This is a genomic window from Sphingomonas sp. MMS12-HWE2-04 (assembly GCF_044881185.1).
Taxonomy (GTDB): domain Bacteria; phylum Pseudomonadota; class Alphaproteobacteria; order Sphingomonadales; family Sphingomonadaceae; genus Sphingomonas.
Genome location: NZ_CP173254.1, coordinates 1,652,733 through 1,671,523, shown reverse-complemented (window position 1 = coordinate 1,671,523; position 18,791 = coordinate 1,652,733). Strand labels below are relative to the sequence as shown.

The 18,791-nt window shown below is 60.2% G+C and carries 8 protein-coding genes; all 8 read right to left on the bottom strand.

Annotation, left to right across the window (positions count from 1 at the left end):
- Nucleotides 1–24 precede the first annotated feature (24 nt).
- Entirely contained in the window at nt 25–5,946 is a 5,922-nt protein-coding gene (locus AB2M62_RS07430) for a hypothetical protein (protein WP_404338976.1), read from the bottom strand.
- An 11-nt stretch (nt 5,947–5,957) separates the two neighbouring features.
- A complete protein-coding gene (locus AB2M62_RS07425) occupies nt 5,958–6,488 on the bottom strand; it encodes a hypothetical protein (protein ID WP_404338974.1) in 531 nt (176 codons plus the stop codon).
- A 63-nt stretch (nt 6,489–6,551) separates the two neighbouring features.
- A complete protein-coding gene (locus AB2M62_RS07420; protein ID WP_404338972.1) occupies nt 6,552–11,837 on the bottom strand; it encodes a hypothetical protein in 5,286 nt (1,761 codons plus the stop codon).
- Nucleotides 11,838–11,857: 20 nt separating this feature from the next.
- Nucleotides 11,858–12,640 (bottom strand): hypothetical protein, encoded by a 783-nt coding sequence (locus tag AB2M62_RS07415; protein WP_404338970.1) that lies wholly within the window; start codon nt 12,638–12,640, stop codon nt 11,858–11,860.
- A gap of 18 nt (nt 12,641–12,658) precedes the next feature.
- Complete coding sequence (locus AB2M62_RS07410) at nt 12,659–13,204, bottom strand: hypothetical protein (protein WP_404338968.1); 546 nt, start codon at nt 13,202–13,204, stop codon at nt 12,659–12,661.
- Nucleotides 13,201–14,598, bottom strand: a complete 1,398-nt coding sequence (locus AB2M62_RS07405) for an HlyD family type I secretion periplasmic adaptor subunit (RefSeq protein ID WP_404338966.1) — start codon at nt 14,596–14,598, stop codon at nt 13,201–13,203. Before AB2M62_RS07405 ends, AB2M62_RS07410 begins: the two co-directional genes overlap by 4 nt.
- 4 nt (nt 14,599–14,602) lie before the next feature.
- Nucleotides 14,603–16,801: a type I secretion system permease/ATPase gene (locus tag AB2M62_RS07400; protein ID WP_404338964.1), complete on the bottom strand. Its 2,199-nt coding sequence runs from the start codon at nt 16,799–16,801 to the stop codon at nt 14,603–14,605.
- A gap of 75 nt (nt 16,802–16,876) precedes the next feature.
- On the bottom strand, nt 16,877–18,715 hold the full coding sequence (locus tag AB2M62_RS07395) for a tetratricopeptide repeat-containing sulfotransferase family protein (RefSeq protein WP_404338962.1): 1,839 nt from the start codon (nt 18,713–18,715) through the stop codon (nt 16,877–16,879).
- Nucleotides 18,716–18,791 lie beyond the last annotated feature (76 nt).

Genomic DNA, 18,791 nt, shown 5'->3' with positions numbered 1-18,791 from the left:
CTCTGAGCGCAATTTAGCGACCTTCTAGCGGATGCTGGCGAGTTTTTGAACGGACGGCATGGCATCGACGGTGAGCCATGCGGCCTGTGGGTCATTGGCGCTGTTGAGCCCCTGGTAGGTGGTCATCATGGCGGGGATCTCGCCGAAGCTGGCGAGTGCCTGGACGAGGCGCGCATTGGCGGTGCGGATCACCACGCCGTAAGCGCTGTCGTTGACGCTGTCTGTCGATTGGGGTCCTTGGCCTGACGATGGCTGGTCGACAGACGCGGCCACTCGGTAGCCGGTGCTTCCTGACGGCGCCGTTTCGGTGACGGGAGCCTCTTCACTCTCGTCCTCATTGGCCGCAGTGAGCGCTGTAAGGTGGGGAGCCGCGCTTGTCGGGCTCGCCTGCGGGCCGGTCCCGTTGGATGCTTTAGCGGCTTCGGCGGCGAGGCGTGCGGCGGTCTCGGGGTCGGTATCCGTGCCGAGCAGCCGGAACTGATCCTTCGCCGCCAAACGTGCCAGCTCCTCGGCCGTGGGCGGCTTGGGCGCCGGACGCGCCTCTTCGCTCGTCGCATCGCGCGCCGCCTTACCGACGGCTGTCGCGGCAGCCGCGGCCTTGTCTGCAGCGACCTTCTGGCGCACCTCGGCGATCATCGCCTTCTGCGCGTCGGTCGGCACCTGTTTGGTGAACGCTGCGCCGTCGCCGCTCGTGTCGCGCTCGCCTTCCTCGACCGAGCCCGCCAGAGTCCACGTGCTCGTCGCAAACGGATCCTGCAAGTTGTGCCGGCGCGCCGTCGCCGATAGGCTCGCCGCCGTCCCGGCATCAAGCGTATAGAGTCCGTTCTTCGATGCCGCGCCACTGTCGAGCAGCGTCTCGATCCGATAGAGCAGCCCGGCGTCGCCATCCTTCGCGGCCGCGATCTTGGTTTGCCGGATCGCCTCGACCTGTGCTTCGGTGAGTCCCTGCACGCCGTAGAGCAGCGCATCCAGCGGATCGCCCTCGCCACTTGCCCCGACATCGCCGCCATCGGTGCGCACCTGCAGCCGCGCCAGCATGACATCGTGCGCGGTGCCTGTTCGCGTTGGATCCGCCCACTCGATCTCGGACGTCGCCAGCACGACATTGTCGAGCCCGTCGGCCGGCGTGAACCCGGTCGCCTGCCCCTTGAGGCTGATCGAGCGCAGACCCGCCTGTTCCATGCTCACCAGCTCGTCGGCCGAGCCAAAGCCATCCTGGTTCTTGTCCTGCCACACCTGGAACTCGCCGAAGCGCTTGTCCGACGCATCGAGCTTGCCGTCGCCGTTGCTGTCATAGGCAGCGAGCCCCTCGAGATCGGACCTGGCGCCTTCGACATCGCCGATGAACGATATCTCGCCGATCCGGTCGATCACGCCATCGCCGTTGCGATCAAGCGCGAGGAACCCGTCGTCCTGACCCAGCCAGCCGACCCGCGTGATCGTGCCATCGCCCTCGACGCTCGCGATCCGCGAGCCATTTACCGAGCGTAGCTCGATCCCGTCCCCGTCGAGATCCAGAGCGACCGGGAAATACCCGCCGCCGTCGTAGTAATAGCTGGTCTCCCAGTTGATGCCCGCCTTGGTCAGGTCGATCTCCTGCCCGCCGACGCGCACATATTCGGTCGTATTGTAGCTTTCGGTCCCATAATACATGCCCACCAGCTTGGTGCCGCCGCCGGACACCAGGATCCGATCGGCCACCTGGCTCGCGGTCAGGCTGGAATTGTTGGGGTCGCGCAGGCCGATATAGAGGTCCGCACTCACACCGGGGCTGGTCACCACCACCTGGTAGATCACATCGTCGGCGCTCACCGAAGGGCCCATCACGATCGTGTCGAGACCGCCAAAGTCGCTCAGCCAGTCCGCGCCGTTGCCGCGCTCGAAGATGTACTGGTCGTCGCCATAGCTGCCGTAGATCGTGTCGTCGCCGTCGCCGGCATAAATGACGTTGCCCCGCGTCTCATAGGCCGTGCTGTTGCCCGCGGCGTAGATCACGTCCGCACCGCCATAAGCGAAGATCAGATCCGCCCGGTTCTGCGCGCCGTAGACCACCGTCGCTGCATCTGTCTGCGCCCCGGCGGGCGTCCAGTCGATCATGTCGATGTCGACCGTGCTGACACCGCCAAGCGTGAGGCTCTTGATCGCATGGTTGTGATTGCCGGCATTCGTACCGCTGTTCACGTACGAGAAATTGCCGCCCACCACGATCTGATCGGCTGTCCCCAGGATCGAGACGACCAGGTTGCCATAATTGACGTTGTACGCCGCTCCCGAAATCGCGACGTCACGCCAGTTGATATCATCCTTCAGGATGATGCCGTTGGCCCCGTCGATGGTCTCCGAGATGCTGTCATAGCCATCGCCGCGCCCGAAGATGTAGGTATCCGAGCCGCCCGATCCGTAAAGCGTGTCGTTGCCGGCTCCAGCTTCATACACCTCGTCGCCATTGTCGCCTGAGATCCAGTCCGCGAAAGCGGTGCCGACAAAGCTCTCGATGCTCGAAAAGGTCGTCGTGCCCAGCGTCGACACGTTCGCCACCCAGCCAGCTCCGGGCGTGTAATAGCCATAATATGGATCGTAATAGCCCGCATCGAAGTAGAGGCTCAGTGCGGCCGTCGCACCGCTCGCGTCCAGTGTGTCGACGCCGTCGCCACCGTCCAGCAAATCATAACCGGCACTCAGATAAAAACGATCATCGCCCGCCATGCCGGAGAGTACGTTGCTGTTGGAATCGCCGGTCAGTGCATCGTTGAATTTCGATCCCGTAACGTTCTCGATGGATACAAAATAATCGCCCTTGGCGTCACCTCCAAGCGCGGTTCCGTCCGCAAGTCCAACCAGGACGCCGGAGCTCGAACTCGCATAGCTTGCGGTGTCGATCCCGCCATCGCCGGAAAGATAATCACCGCCGGCCCCTCCTTCGAGGGTATCATTGCCATCGCGGCCGTAGAGAGAGTCGTTTCCTCCCAAGCCGCGGATGACATTGTCGATGCTATCGCCAAGGATCGTGTCGCCGTACTGACTGCCCGTCAGGTTCTCCATGCCGGAGATCGCGTCGCCGTATATGTATTTGGCGGTCGGATCCCACGACCAGCCGCCCAGCACCGAGAAATCAACATAGACGCCCGAGGTGAAGCGCTCGTAACTCAGCGTGTCCTGGCCATTGGCACCGCCAAGAGCGTCCCACACCCCGCCGCCATCCTGGTCGACGATGATCGTGTCGTCGCCATTCTCGCCATAAAGCGAATCCATACCTGCGCCGCCGACGAGGATGTCGTTCCCGTCGTTGCCATAAAGGCCCCAGGTGTTGTTGGCGTCCGAGAAATAATCATCGCCGTCGCCACCCGAGATATAGTCATTGCCGCTACCGCCCGACAGCCGATCCTTGTCGCCTCGCCCGAGAAGCACGTCGTCATTGTCGCCGCCGTCGATCGTATCGTAGCCGGCACCGCCGTCCAGCCAGTCCCAGCCACTGCGCCCGTAGAGGACGTCGTTGTAGCTGGAGCCAACGAAGATGTCGTCGCCACCCGTTACCGTGATCGGATACTGGTAATAATTGCCCCAATAGGGATCCCAATACCCGACCCACTGCGTGCCGGTATCGTCCATCGTCACTGCCGAGCCGCTACCGCTTGCAATCCAGATGTCGTTGCCCGCTGTCGCCTCGCCTCCCCAAAGGGTGTAACCGACATTCGCACCAAAATCCGCGATCAGAGCCGATTGCCACGACGCTTGCGAGACACCGAGGTTGTTAGACCCCGAGAGAATGTCAAACGCGCCGGATCCGTCGCTGGAACTTATCCGGAGGCTCGAGCCTTCGAATGCGAGCGAGATGTGCTCGTAACCGATACCGACCTGCCCTTGCTTGGCGCCAATGCCGAACCCGAAACTCTCTGCGAAGCCCGCCAGCCCCCCAAAGAAATCTGACGGCCGATAGGAGGACAATCCAAGTTCCTCGGCCTGCATGAGGGTAACAATCCATCCCGCAGAAAACGCGGAGCTGGGGTCACCGGCGATCAGCGCATTGATTGCCGCAGGATTCTTGAGATATTTGGCGTAGTCCTGAGCGACCTGAGCCCGGCCTGCAAGCTCGGCGAAGCTGTTCGTGGGCGTACCATATAACGCCCGCTTCACAATGATGTCACCGCCCCGAATTCTGGTCGCAGCGATCCCTGACATTACGCCAAGTTCGACTGCGGTATTCGATGAATCACCGGAGTAGCGTCGAACCCAGCTGGCACCGATCAATTCGTCATAATACACAGTCGAGCCGGTGTGACCGTATTTCTGCCGTGGTTGGGTAGGATTGGCGAAGTTTGCAATGTCTTGGCCGTTCACCGTCAGCGCGATAAGTGAGTTGATCGAGTCACGGGCGATGGAAGCCATGTTTGTTACGAGCGCACGATTGCCGTTATTCGCAGCAGTCACGGTGCCTAGCGACCATCCACCGGCTCCAACATTCAGGTAAATGTCGGCTGAAGCAGTAGGAATCCTCGGCTTCTTCTTACCAAAAAGGCGACCGATCAAAGATCCTAGCAAAAAGCCTACGAGCGAGCCGACGAAGGGTACGGCAAAATTGGAGATACTGCCGAATATGCTGGACAGTGAGGCCGCGATCGAGCCGAGGCCCAACGTAGTTGCGCCGCTCGTCAGGGCGACCACGCCAAGGCTGGCGCCCAACGACGAAAGAACGGCACCTTCGGTATTGTTCGGTGCAAGAATGAGTGAGCCCAGCTTTGAGCCGAAGAAAGAGCCAATGGCACCGGGGAGAATCCCGCCCGTGGCGACCCCATCCGGCCCCACGGAGCCAAAGAGCCCTTTGCCATTCAGGCCAGCAAACAGGTCGTTGGGGTTAGTGACAAGATTGTTGAGGACTTTCCCGAGAATGGTCGATCCAGTTGTATTGAGAAGCTCCGCGCCGAACCCGGATATTCCGAGTTCTCGGCCTAGCTCCATCAGCAACGCAGACGAGACTGCGCCGATCGCCGCCTCTTTCAGATTCGTTCCCAGCTCCGAACCGAAGTCGTCAAGGACCGATACAACCGTGTCGCCTACCTTGATCTTCCCAGATAGGCCATAGGTGCTCAGATACTGGCCAATATTCTGTCCGATGGTCTCGAACACAGAGCCGCCGAGCGTGCTCGTAACAATGTTCCCGTCGAAGAGATATCTCCCGATCGTCGACCCGATCGTGGCGCCGATCTGCGAGGCCGCTATATAGGCGTCAGAATCCGCCGATCGAATGGGTTTGGCCCAAAGGTCCGCCGCGTTCGATCCTCCGCGCTGCAGGCGAAGGGTGTACCAGTTCACATATTGCTGTAAAGTCGGCGTGCCTGAAGTATAACCTAAAGGGATAATACCAAGCTCGTTCAAGTCTGCCCATGTTTGATTGATAACGGGATCTTGACCAACGAGCTGACTGGTCGGATTATTTGCGGTTCCCCAAATGTGACCACCAAGAAAAGGATGTAGGAGCTCATGGATCACGAGCTCTTTTATCCCATTGATGTTGATGTCCATTGCTTCGTTGAAGTATTTTGGATCAGAGAGCACGGTCACATAGTTGCCGCGCTCCACATTCGCAAAAACATCGGGTATTGCATCATTTAATTGAGCACGTGGCAAAACAGGTGCGGCGACGCCCGGATTGCCGGGGATTGCCTTCATGCCGGTCCAAGTTGCGTAGCCACCACGGCCAGGATCATCAACCTCTGTGAGATTGATCTGCACAGAATGGTTATCGTTATAGTATGAGAGCAACGCAGCTCGCGTGTTCGTCGGCGGAGCGGCAAGCAGGCTGACAACTGCGGTCGCTTCGGTCTTCGTTCGGGCAGTGATAAAGACGGCGGGAAGACTCTTGGAGGGGTTGCGGGCCACCTGCCAACCGCCGGTGGAGACCCAGGTTGCTGTCACTCCATTGATGGTGATGTCGTTTGCACCCGGCATCGTTCCACTCCTCAGTGTTTGGCACAGATCTGAAGATATTCGTTAGTGTAGCCAGTCGATACGATGTTAAAATCTCTCTCGCGCCCTTCGGCTTTGAAGCGGAGCGCTTTCGCTATGGCGAAGACACCGTCATCGAGGATGCGGGTTGCACCCGAGAACTCCGATTTTTCTCTGTTGGGCAATACTATGTCATAGGATAGCAGGCTCTTCTGCCCGCCGGCCACGGCGTCGATCGCCGCCCTCAATATATACAGAGAGAGAAGGTTTTCGACGGGGGTCGACGTCTCATCGAAGACGACATCGACGCGGGTTCCCTTACCATCCTTTATCGATATCGAGACGGCGGCAAAGCTAAGAGCATTGAGAATTCGCGATACCGCGGTCCGCGTGGCGCACGCCTTTGAGCCAACAATGATGTGCGGCCCTTGACCGGAGGGTTCAGTTTGGGCTGCCGCTGCGGTGGTCACCGCGCAGGCGACAGCCGCCGCGGTCAGACCAACGAAGATACGGACGCGAGCGAAAGGCTTTCCTGATTTCCTCATGCAATTCTTGCCATCTTTGCGATCGAGGGCATGGCATCGACGGTGAGCCATGCGGCCTGTGGGTCATTGGCGCTGTTGAGTCCCTGGTAGGTGGTCATCATGGCGGGGATCGCCGAAGCTGGCGAGTGCCTGGACGAGGCGCGCGTTGGCGGTGCGGATCACCACGCCGTAAGCGCTGTCGTTGACGCTGTCTGTCGATTGGGGTCCTTGGCCTGACGATGGCTGGTCGACAGACGCGGCCACTCGGTAGCCGGTGCTTCCTGACGGCGCCGTTTCGGTGACGGGAGCCTCTTCACTCTCGTCCTCATTGGCCGCAGTGAGCGCTGTAAGGTGGGGAGCCGCGCTTGTCGGGCTCGCCTGCGGGCCGGTCCCGTTGGATGCTTTAGCGGCTTCGGCGGCGAGGCGTGCGGCGGTCTCGGGGTCGGTATCCGTGCCGAGCAGCCGGAACTGATCCTTCGCCGCCAAACGTGCCAGCTCCTCGGCCGTGGGCGGCTTGGGCGCCGGACGCGCCTCTTCGCTCGTCGCATCGCGCGCCGCCTTACCGACGGCTGTCGCGGCAGCCGCGGCCTTGTCTGCAGCGACCTTCTGGCGCACCTCGGCGATCATCGCCTTCTGCGCGTCGGTCGGCACCTGTTTGGTGAACGCTGCGCCGTCGCCGCTCGTGTCGCGCTCGCCTTCCTCGACCGAGCCCGCCAGAGTCCACGTGCTCGTCGCAAACGGATCCTGCAAGTTGTGCCGGCGCGCCGTCGCCGATAGGCTCGCCGCCGTCCCGGCATCAAGCGTATAGAGTCCGTTCTTCGATGCCGCGCCACTGTCGAGCAGCGTCTCGATCCGATAGAGCAGCCCGGCGTCGCCATCCTTCGCGGCCGCGATCTTGGTTTGCCGGATCGCCTCGACCTGTGCTTCGGTGAGTCCCTGCACGCCGTAGAGCAGCGCATCCAGCGGATCGCCCTCGCCACTTGCCCCGACATCGCCGCCATCGGTGCGCACCTGCAGCCGCGCCAGCATGACATCGTGCGCGGTGCCTGTTCGCGTTGGATCCGCCCACTCGATCTCGGACGTCGCCAGCACGACATTGTCGAGCCCGTCGGCCGGCGTGAACCCGGTCGCCTGCCCCTTGAGGCTGATCGAGCGCAGACCCGCCTGTTCCATGCTCACCAGCTCGTCGGCCGAGCCAAAGCCATCCTGGTTCTTGTCCTGCCACACCTGGAACTCGCCGAAGCGCTTGTCCGACGCATCGAGCTTGCCGTCGCCGTTGCTGTCATAGGCAGCGAGCCCCTCGAGATCGGACCTGGCGCCTTCGACATCGCCGATGAACGATATCTCGCCGATCCGGTCGATCACGCCATCGCCGTTGCGATCAAGCGCGAGGAACCCGTCGTCCTGACCCAGCCAGCCGACCCGCGTGATCGTGCCATCGCCCTCGACGCTCGCGATCCGCGAGCCATTTACCGAGCGTAGCTCGATCCCGTCCCCGTCGAGATCCAGAGCGACCGGGAAATACCCGCCGCCGTCGTAGTAATAGCTGGTCTCCCAGTTGATGCCCGCCTTGGTCAGGTCGATCTCCTGCCCGCCGACGCGCACATATTCGGTCGTATTGTAGCTTTCGGTCCCATAATACATGCCCACCAGCTTGGTGCCGCCGCCGGACACCAGGATCCGATCGGCCACCTGGCTCGCGGTCAGGCTGGAATTGTTGGGGTCGCGCAGGCCGATATAGAGGTCCGCACTCACACCGGGGCTGGTCACCACCACCTGGTAGATCACATCGTCGGCGCTCACCGAAGGGCCCATCACGATCGTGTCGAGACCGCCAAAGTCGCTCAGCCAGTCCGCGCCGTTGCCGCGCTCGAAGATGTACTGGTCGTCGCCATAGCTGCCGTAGATCGTGTCGTCGCCGTCGCCGGCATAAATGACGTTGCCCCGCGTCTCATAGGCCGTGCTGTTGCCCGCGGCGTAGATCACGTCCGCACCGCCATAAGCGAAGATCAGATCCGCCCGGTTCTGCGCGCCGTAGACCACCGTCGCTGCATCTGTCTGCGCCCCGGCGGGCGTCCAGTCGATCATGTCGATGTCGACCGTGCTGACACCGCCAAGCGTGAGGCTCTTGATCGCATGGTTGTGATTGCCGGCATTCGTACCGCTGTTCACGTACGAGAAATTGCCGCCCACCACGATCTGATCGGCAGTCCCCAGGATCGACACCACCAAATTGCCGTAGTTGACGTTGTACGCCGCCCCCGAAATCGCGACGTCACGCCAGTTGATATCATCCTTCAGGATGATGCCACTAGCTCCGAAATTGCTTGCCGAAACGGAGTCCTGCCCGTCACCGCGGCCGAAAACGAACGTATCCGAGCCGCCTCCGCCGTACAGATAATCGTTCCCCGCGCCGCCGTCGAATGCCTCGTCCGCTGCGCTACCAGAGATATAGTCAGCAAAGGCCGAGCCCGCAAAACCCTCGACATTCGCGAACGTCGTTGTTCCCGACGCGAAACCGGATGCGACCCAGCCCGCACCGGGGGTATAATACCCGTAATATGGGTCGTAATAGCCGGCGTCGAAATAGATGCTGACAGGACCGGGCGCGTTGCTCGCGTCGAGCGTATCGAAGCCGCCACCCCCATCGAGGTTGTCGTTGCCGGCCGTCATGCCGAACAAATCGTCGCCGGCGAGTCCGATCAGTACATTGTCACCGCCATCCCCCGTCAGTTCATCGTTGAAGTTGGAGCCACGGAGTCCTTCGATGCCAACATAACTATCTGGACCTTGGTCATCCCCGCCAGCGGCCAGAGACAGATCCGCCGTTACGCCGCTCTCGGCGCTCTCATAGCTCGCGAAGTCATAGCCATTACCCCCGTCAAGTGCATTGGCGCCCGCCCCTCCTTCCAGAATATCATTGCCATCGCGGCCGTAGAGAGAGTCGTTTCCTCCCAAGCCGCGGATGACATTGTCGATGCTATCGCCAAGGATCGTGTCGCCATACTGACTGCCCGTCAGGTTCTCCATGCCGGAGATCGCGTCGCCGTAGATGTATTTGGCGGTCGGATCCCACGACCAGCCGCCCAGCACCGAGAAATCAACATAGACGCCCGAGGTGAAGCGCTCGTAGCTCAGCGTGTCCTGGCCATTGGCACCGCCAAGAGCGTCCCACACCCCGCCGCCGTCCTGGTCGACGATGATCGTATCGTCGCCATTCTCGCCATAAAGCGAATCCATACCTGCGCCGCCGACGAGGATGTCGTTCCCGTCGTTGCCATAAAGGCCCCAGGTGTTGTTGGCGTCCGAGAAATAATCATCGCCGTCGCCACCCGAGATATAGTCATTGCCGCTACCGCCCGACAGCCGATCCTTGTCGCCTCGCCCGAGAAGCACGTCGTCATTGTCGCCGCCGTCGATCGTGTCGTAGCCGGCACCGCCGTCCAGCCAGTCCCAGCCACTGCGCCCGTAGAGGACGTCGTTGTAGCTGGAGCCAACGAAGATGTCGTCGCCACCCGTTACCGTGATCGGATACTGGTAATAATTGCCCCAATAAGGATCCCAATACCCGACCCACTGCGTGCCGGTATCATCCATCGTCACCGCGGACCCACTGCCGCTCGCAATCCAGATGTCGTTCCCCGCCGTCGCCTCGCCTCCCCAAAGGGCGTAGCCGACATTCGCACCGAAATCCGCGATCAGAGCCGATTGCTTGGCAAGCTCGACACTTCCTACATTGTTCGAGGACGAAACTAGCGCGAACGCGCCGGATCCGTCGTCGGAACTTACACGCAACGCGCTTCCTTCGAAGGCGAGGCTGATATGCTCGTACCCGATACCGAGAAGATCATTCCGATTTCCGCGGCCGAAGCCGAAGCTGTCCGCGAAGCCGCCTAGCCCGCCGAAAAAGTCCGACGCCTGAAAACTTCCGAGTCCGAGTTCTTCGGCGCGCGCCAGCGTCACCAACCAAGACGCCGTGTAGGTCGAGTCGGGACTGGCTTGGATCAACCCATTGATCAACGCGCGATTGAGCAGGTACTGACCGTAATCGGCTGCAACCTGAATATTTCCCAGCATGGCCTCGAGCGTAGCTCCGGGCTGCGAGTAGATCGCGCGTTTGGCGAGCAAATCGCCACCTTTTACCCGGGTGTCGAGAATGGCGGACATGGACGCCTTCTCCACCGCGACCTCAGCGTCAGTTCCCGAATATTGTCGTACCCAAGTTGCGCCGATCTGCTTATCGAACCAGATTGTCTGACCCGTGTGCCCAAGCCGCTCGCGCGGAGCAGTCACATTGGCGTTCGGGGCGATGTCTGTGCCCCCCACGATATAGCTGATCGTACCGTTGATCGAGTCCACCGCTGACTGCGCCATCGATGCGATCAGAGCTCGATTGCCATTGTTCTGGACCGTGATCCCGCCGCTCGCCCAGTAACCGCTGGCCCTGTCGAGATATATCTCACCGCTCGCCGTAGGGACGCGCGGCTTCTTCTTGCCGAATAGCCGTCCAATTAGGGAGCCCAGCAGGAACCCAATCAGCGATCCGACAAGTGGCGCTACGACATTGCCGAGCGATCCAAAGGCTGTGGCGATCGAGGCACCAATACTGCCGATCGATCCGGCGGCTGCCGCACCCGCACCGAATGCCCAAGCACCTACGGCAGATCCGACCGACGAGAGGATCATCCCCTCTGTGTTGGAAGGTGAAAGGATCAACGAGCCAAGCTTAGATCCGAGGAAGCTCCCGACTGCGCTCGAAAGCAATCCCGGATTCCAGTCACCGAGATTGAGCGGGTCAACGGCGTTGCCGAACAGGCCACTACCATTCAATCCGGAGAATAGCTGGCCAACCGTTTTGGTGCCACCGGCGATATCAATGGCATTGTTGAGAACCTGGCCAAGGACTGAGCCGGTCCCGGTCTGAAAGAGCTCAGCCCCAAAGCCGGAAACGCCCAATGCGTGGCCGAGTTCGAGCGTCAGGAACGAGCTGACCGAACCCACGGCAGCCGACTGGAATGCCTGACCCAGCTCCTGCCCAAAATCAGCAAAGGTCTGGTCGAAGACGGCTCCGGCCCTGCCAAGGTCAGCGCTGATCCCTCCGGACGAGATAAAGTCCGCGATGTTGTGGCCAAGCGTGCCAAGGAAGGCTGATGCCGGCACCGCGGCGAAGGGACTTTCGCTGAACAGGTAGTTACCTACGGTTGCCCCTAATACCGATCCGAACTGCCCAAAAAACAGATCCGGTTCGGCAATGATGCGCGCAACAGTGGCGGCTACGGGTTCGGCATTGGTTGGCGGATCTTCTAACGACGAGAGAACGATGTTGCGTCCGCCGACCTCTATCCCTTCGTAATTATTTGCGTTGATCAAGTTATATATTGAGACTGTGGTCACATCGCGGTTAAAAAGTCCACCGGGCTGCCGACCCACTGGCTACCGTTCCACGACCCAAACTGTCCATCGACCGTAATACCTCCCGTCAGGTATTGGCTGGTGAACCCTGACGAATAAGCATAATCGTTGAGAAAGTCATTTGCACTGTTAAGCGCGCCGTGCTGTAAGTTGACGTGGAGGCCATGGCCACCGAACTCATGGTGCGCTACCTCCGCAAAAACATCCAGCAGCGTATTAGCACGGGCAAGTGCTATGTTGGGTGAATTTACGTTCTGCGCGAACGGCACGCCATTGATCATCAAGGTCGACGGGTTACCTTGATTCACATAGCGTTGCCAGCTTGCGAGCTGGGTGTAGCGTTGAGCCGCAGCCTCTTGTAGCTTCGGTACGTCGATGTTGACCGCGAAGTCATTAACGAACGGCACGTTCGTCACAGTCGATGACCCGAAATTAAAAACCGAGAACTCGCCGGCCGCTTTACCAGACAGATCAGTGAAACGAATAGCGCCTGTCAGATTGCGATCATACGCATCATTGAAGAATATTGCAGTATCCGTCAGAGTTCCGTTACCGCCGATGGTTCGTGCTGACAGAAACTTCGTTAGAATCTGCAGATCAACGTTGCCGTTGTAAAGTCTGGACGATTGCTTGATCTTGACATGCAACTCAGGGATACGCTGTCCATTCGCGAGCTGCTGGCGGGGAATTACAATGGTCTGGCCACCGAGCCAAGTTGATTGAACCCTTACCCTTACGCCATTTACAATCCGATCCGGCATGATTGCGGTCCTTCGGGCTTAGAGATGACGGCTGGCGAAGCCACAGGCGGCGAGTTGAAGAAGTTGGTCACCGCCGCTGCCCACCGGTGTCACCGCCTTTAAACGGGCATCGACTGAATGCCGCGCAGCGGCGACGATCTCGTCACGGTTCTCCGCCGATAACCTGGCACGCAGACGCCCAATCCACGAGAGCGCGCGCACGCGGGCGGCGATATCGCTGAGCATCATGTCGCGATATTGCGCTGAGCGAAACCGTAAATAAGGCCGAATGACTTCTTGTTCAGCGTCGGGCACCCCTGCTGCGACCGCACCACGCTTGCAGCCGTCAGCGGCACGCATGAAGGCGTCGAGTGCCTGCTGTTCCGACTTTGAAGGATCCGAGGGGAATACCAACTCTTCGCGACCAAGTAACGCCTGCGATATCAGGCGATATCCAACGGCGTCGCTTGACGAAAGCACTCCGACGCAGACCAGGATGGCAATGAGGATAGCAGCAGAGACGGCAAGCGTTCGAATACGGCCCGGCTGCCGAACTCTGCGAGCGTCGACTGTTATATCACTCATCGTTCCCTGCCCGCTTCATCCAATCGCGTCATGATGGGCGACAGGAGATACTGGATGACCCGTCGACGCGCGGTTTTGATCTCGGCCGCCACCGCCATTCCCGGCGCAAGAACAATGCTCCTAGGCTTACCGCGCGTCGCGTTAGCCAGCAGGCGTACACGAGCGTTGTAGACAAGACCAAGTTTCTCGTCCTCAACAGCATCACCCGAGACGCTTTCCAGCGTTCCTTCGACCGTGCCGTAATCGGTGAATGGGAAAGCATCGACCTTCACCCTCACGGGTTGGCCGACGCGCACAAAGCCCGCATCCTTATTGGAAATTTTCGCGTCTATCACGAGCTGACTGCCGTCAGGTACTATCACCAACAACGTCTGAGCAGGTTCGACCACACCCCCAAGGGTGTGAACAGCAAGCTGCTGAACCGTCCCATCTACCGGACTCGTGAGCCGCATTAGATTGTTCCGCATCTCCGTCTTGGAGAGTTCGCTTGTCCGCAGGTTGCTGTTGTCCTGAGCCTCAGCCAAATCCTTAACTGTCGTTCGTGCCAGTTCGGACCGCAGCTGTCCGAGCTGCGCATCGATGCCGGAGATCGCGGCGCGCGCTTTGGCTGCCGCTGCGGCCTGGACATCAATGTTGCGTGTCCGCTCGATCCGCTGCTCTTCGAGTTCGTAAAGACGAAGCCGGGGGAAATGGCCCTGATCGACAAGTTGCTTGCGCGCCTCGATCTGCTTGTCGAGCAGCGGTAACGTCTCTTCCAACTTGCGTCGTTCGGCATCAGCAGCGGCCAACTCGGCAGCATGCTCTCCGCGCTGCCGGCTCAGGATCGCTCGACGCGCCTCGTATTCCTGGATCTGCGTAGAGACGAGATCAGCCTGGACTCGCGCAAGCTCGCCGGGGGCTCCGCTAGGAGCAACGAAATCGGGGCGCCGGCCGTGGAGATAGGACAGGAGAGCCTCACTGCGAGCACGATCGATGCGTGCTGCCATTAGCCCGGTGCGCGCTTGGGCGTCATCTGCACCCGCGGCAGTGGGATCGAGTTCGATGAGCAGCTGTCCTGCTTTGACTCGCTGTCCATCGTGAACGTGAATCGCACGCACGACTCCAAGCTCGGTCGGCTGGATCACCTTGACCCGGTCGGCGGGAATAATCCGGCCAGGCGCCGTGACGACCACGTCCAGCCGCCCTATGATCGACCAAATCAATGCGAGCGCCACACCGCCGATAAGAACCCAAAGACCCGTTCGACCAAGGGGAGAGGCAGGCGTTTCGATGACCTCAAGTGCCGCTGGCAGAAACTCGGTCTGCGAAAATCGCCGGCGCTTCTTAGCCTCGGCGGCATCCAATGCCCATGCCGACGAAAGTACAGACCAGTGCTTGGAAAGTACCGCCGGCATTTGACTACGGCCCCTCGACTCGCTCACTGACGCCCATCTGGCGCCGGTACAGATCAGCGTATCTCCCGCTTTTCGTCAACAGTTCTTCGTGTGATCCTATTTCCGTAATAGATCCGTTCTCTATTGTAATTATCCTGTCAAACTCGCGAACCGCAGAGAGCCGATGCGCCACGATGATGACTGTTCGGTCCCGGGCTATCGACTTGAGGTTTGCCTGGATGATTTCCTCGGACTCTGCATCCAGTGCCGATGTGGCCTCGTCGAGAATCAGGATTCGAGGGTCGTTCATCAACGCGCGCGCGATCGCGATCCGTTGACGCTGCCCGCCTGACAAGTTGCGTCCGCGCTCCTCGAGTATGGTGTCGTAGGCGAAAGGCAGCTGAAGAATGAACTCATGTGCCCCGGCGAGTTTGGCTGCCTCGATAACCTGATCCATGGATGCGATCGGGTCCGAGAGGGCGATGTTGTCGCGCACGGACCGATTCAGCAGTTCATTCTCCTGAAGCACGACGCCCACCTGCCGCCGTAGCCATGCCGGATCGACAAGCATGAGGTCGACGCCATCGACGAGCACCCTCCCTTGAGAGGGAACGTGAAGACGCTGGATGAGGCTGGTGAACGTCGACTTGCCCGAGCCGGAAGGTCCGACGACCCCGATCACCTCGCCGGGCGCGATCTCAAGATCGATGCCTTTGAGCACGTCTGGCGCGTCAGGCGAGTAACGGAAGCGCACACGCTCGAACTCGACTCTCCCCTCGATCTTGGGCAACGCCGCACGGTTTGCGTCGTGCTCCGGCTCGGGCTTCGCGTTTAGGACATCGCCGAGCCGGTCGATCGAGATTTTGACCTGCTGCACATCCTGGGCAAGCTGAGCCAGACGCAGGATCGGCGTGGCCACCCTGCCAGCCAGCATGTTGAAGGCCACCAAGCCACCGACGGTCAAATGCCCGCCAATGACCTGCTTCGCCCCGAGATACAGTATGAGAACGGTGGTGAGCTTCGACACCAGTTGAACAGCGCCAGAGCCCCACACCGCCAAGCGGGCCACCGAGAATCCGGTTTGCACATACGCGGCGAGCTTACGCTCCCAGTCTCCACGCATGCGTGGCTCGACCGCCATCGACTTCAATGTCCGAACCGCGCCGACGCTTTCAACGAGAAATGCCTGGCTGTCGGCACCGCGGTTGAACTTCTCGTCGAGCCGACGCCGCAAGGGCGGAACGACGATGAATGTGATCAGCATATAGATCGGAAGCGACAGTGCGACGATCAGCGTCAGCAGCGGCGAATAGAGATACATCACCGCCAGAAAGATGACTGTGAAGATCAGATCGAGCCCCACGCTCAAGGCGGGGCCGGTCAGGAATTCGCGGATCGTCTCCAGCTCGCGAACGCGTGCGATCGTATCGCCTACCCGCCGCGTCTCGAAATAAGCGAGCGGCAGATTCAGCATGTGCCGATAGAGCGAGGCGCCGAGCTCTGCGTCCACGCGTGACGTGGTGTGGCTGAGCAACCATTGCCGGCCGCTTGTCAACAACGTCTCCCAGACGAAAACAACTGTTAGTCCGATTGCCAACACGTCCAGGGTGGAGAGCGTACCGTTCACCAGCACTTTGTCGATGATCAGCTGGAAGAATAGCGGCGAGATCAACGCAACGATCTGGATAACGAGCGAAGCGGCAAGCACCTGAAGTAAAGGTCGCCGGTATTTGACAAGGAAGGGCAGGAACCACGTCACATCGAACGGACGCTTGGCACCTGCGATTGCCTCGCGAGTCGTCATCAAAACGAGCACGCCCGACCAATTGTCGAGCAGATCGTCCTGCGACCATAGTTGGGGTTCCGGGAGGTTATGAAGCTGCACCAGCGTTTTGACGCCGCCGTCGTCACCGACCTGCGCAGGCGGTTGAGCCGCCTTCGCGATCAGGAAGAATGACCCATCGACATGCTGGGCTATGGCAGGCAACGGGATTTCTAACAGCTTCTCAGGCGCGCACTTGATTGCTCGCGCCTTGACGCCGAGCCGCCTGGCTGAGCGGAGCATATCGTCGATCGTGAATGCTGCCGTTCCCTCACCTCGTTCATGAAGAATCTGGTTGGCATCGCCCTTGATCTGGAGGAACGCCAGCAGTTGCAGGAACGTGAGGAGGCCGGAGTCCATGGCCGTTTGACGGACGTTTCCCGACGCAGGGTCTATTTGCATGGATCGATCTGTCGCTTGAGAGGAGGCGTGAGACGCAGCCGGGAGCAAGCGTCAATCCAGTCGCGGCTACCGCGCTCAAGGCCCGAGTGGGGGCAATGCGGGATAGAGACGCGCCAGCGCACCGAGTTCACCTTCGGCAGGTCCCAGCCATCCGGCAAAAGCGCGCCAACGATTGACGCCCTCAGAAGAGATGGGGCGTCGGACCTGTTCCGAACTCGGGGTTCGGACAGCCCGATCGTTTTCATAGAAGCGCAGGCATGCTGGATCGAATCCAAGTCCGAGATAGGTCAACATCCGCCGCACCTCCACCTCGGTATCGTTCACTAGGCTCTCATAGTGCACCCGGTGGACCGCTCCCGGCAGAGCTTCGTCGAAGTGAGCCATCAGAGTAGCATAATCGCGGTAATATCGGGCGATCTCCACCAGGTCGTATGCGAAGCCTTGCCCCTGCGCGAAGAGCTGCCGGTAAATCGAGACGCATGCTCCAAGTGGATGTCGTCTCACATCGATGACTTTGGCGTTCGGCAAGATAAGCTTGACGAGACCAGCATGAAGAAAATTGCCGGGCATCTTATCAATGAAGAACGGCTTTCTTGTTTTCCGGTGAATGCGCGCTCTGTCGAGGTATTCGCGTCCGAGCTCGGCCAGACCGGACTCGCCAATCCTGTCGAGGAGTTCCGGGTAGGGCGCCCTCTTGCCCTCCTTCGCAGTCGTAGCAAGCCTATGTGCAATAGCATCGAGATAGGGAAGCTCCTGTGTCCCTTCTATGAGAGGATGGCTGGCAAGGATTTGCTCGACCAGCGTCGAACCGGACCGCGGCAGTCCGACAATGAAGATGGGATCTGGCGACGAGTCCCCCTTCCCCATATGCGTGTCGAACCGCTCGCAATTGAAGAATTGAGCGAGACGTCCGAAGTTCCGCGAGGTCTGATCGGGATCATAGCGGATTGCTGCCCGGCGCGTGATGTTGCCGGCTTGATAATGCGAGAATGCTTGTGGAATATCTCCCGCGTCCTCCGATGCCTTACCCAAGGCAAAACTAAGGAAGACGTTATCCTCCTCCCGAAGACCCGGTGCCGCTAGCAAACTACGCATCGCGTTGATATCGCCCTGCGCGAACCGCGCAGTCTTGAGGTTTGCCAGACTCCAATAAGCCTCTGCTGCCGTTGGCTTGACCGCGATTGCTTCGCGATAGGCCGAGACGCTCTCATCCGTCAGGCCAATCATGCGCAAACTATGTCCTAGGCTTATCCAGATACCAGGTTGCTCGGGACGTTCGGCCAAGAGGCCGCGATGAAGTGCGATCGACTCTTCGGTATCCCCAACTGCTACTGCGATCGCCGCCTTCAAGGTTCTCGCGAGCGGGTCAGCTGGCGCTGTCACCAGCATGGTGTTGATCTCCTGTAGCGCCTCGGCGAGCCGCGCCTGACGGAACAAGGCCGTCGCCAGGGAGTAGCGGGCAGCCGGGTAGGTTGGCGCGAGCGACAGGCAACGGCGTGCGACGGCGGCCGCTCCAACGAAATCGCCCTTGCGCAGCTTCAAGTCGGCATCGATGTTGAGTGCCACGACATCGTCGGGCTCAGCGAAAAGTCGCCGGGTAATGATAGCGGAAGTTTCCTCCAGCTCCCCTCTTGCGACAGCCCGGGCAGCTTCGAGGAGCTCAGCATCGTTGAATGCGGCGGTGATTGAGCGCGCGTAGGCGGCGGTCGCGTTCCGGTGTCGTCCTTTGCTGCGAAAAGCGTCACCCAGTCGCCGCCATGCCTTAGCGGAGTCCGGAGATTTGACTGCCAACGCACTCAGGCTAGCGATGGAAGGAGAGCCCACAGCTTCCTGATCCGGTTTGCCCGTTGCGCCCCGCGAAGCGGCGCCGTCCATAGCGTCCGAACTTGAGAGAGAGTTCGATTGTCCCGTCATTGCCGCCCCCCAAGTGCTACAAAGCAGACAGATGCAGTTTCGTTACACTGTGATGTAACCCTGCGGGCTTCAAGGA

Coding starts and splice junctions, on each gene's coding strand:
- AB2M62_RS07405 (WP_404338966.1), bottom strand. CDS start 14,598: ATGCCGGCGGTACTTTCCAAGCACTGGTCTGTACTTTCGTCGGCATGG.
- AB2M62_RS07400 (WP_404338964.1), bottom strand. CDS start 16,801: ATGCAAATAGACCCTGCGTCGGGAAACGTCCGTCAAACGGCCATGGAC.
- AB2M62_RS07395 (WP_404338962.1), bottom strand. CDS start 18,715: ATGACGGGACAATCGAACTCTCTCTCAAGTTCGGACGCTATGGACGGC.
- AB2M62_RS07425 (WP_404338974.1), bottom strand. CDS start 6,488: ATGAGGAAATCAGGAAAGCCTTTCGCTCGCGTCCGTATCTTCGTTGGT.
- AB2M62_RS07430 (WP_404338976.1), bottom strand. CDS start 5,946: ATGCCGGGTGCAAACGACATCACCATCAATGGAGTGACAGCAACCTGG.
- AB2M62_RS07415 (WP_404338970.1), bottom strand. CDS start 12,640: ATGCCGGATCGGATTGTAAATGGCGTAAGGGTAAGGGTTCAATCAACT.
- AB2M62_RS07410 (WP_404338968.1), bottom strand. CDS start 13,204: ATGAGTGATATAACAGTCGACGCTCGCAGAGTTCGGCAGCCGGGCCGT.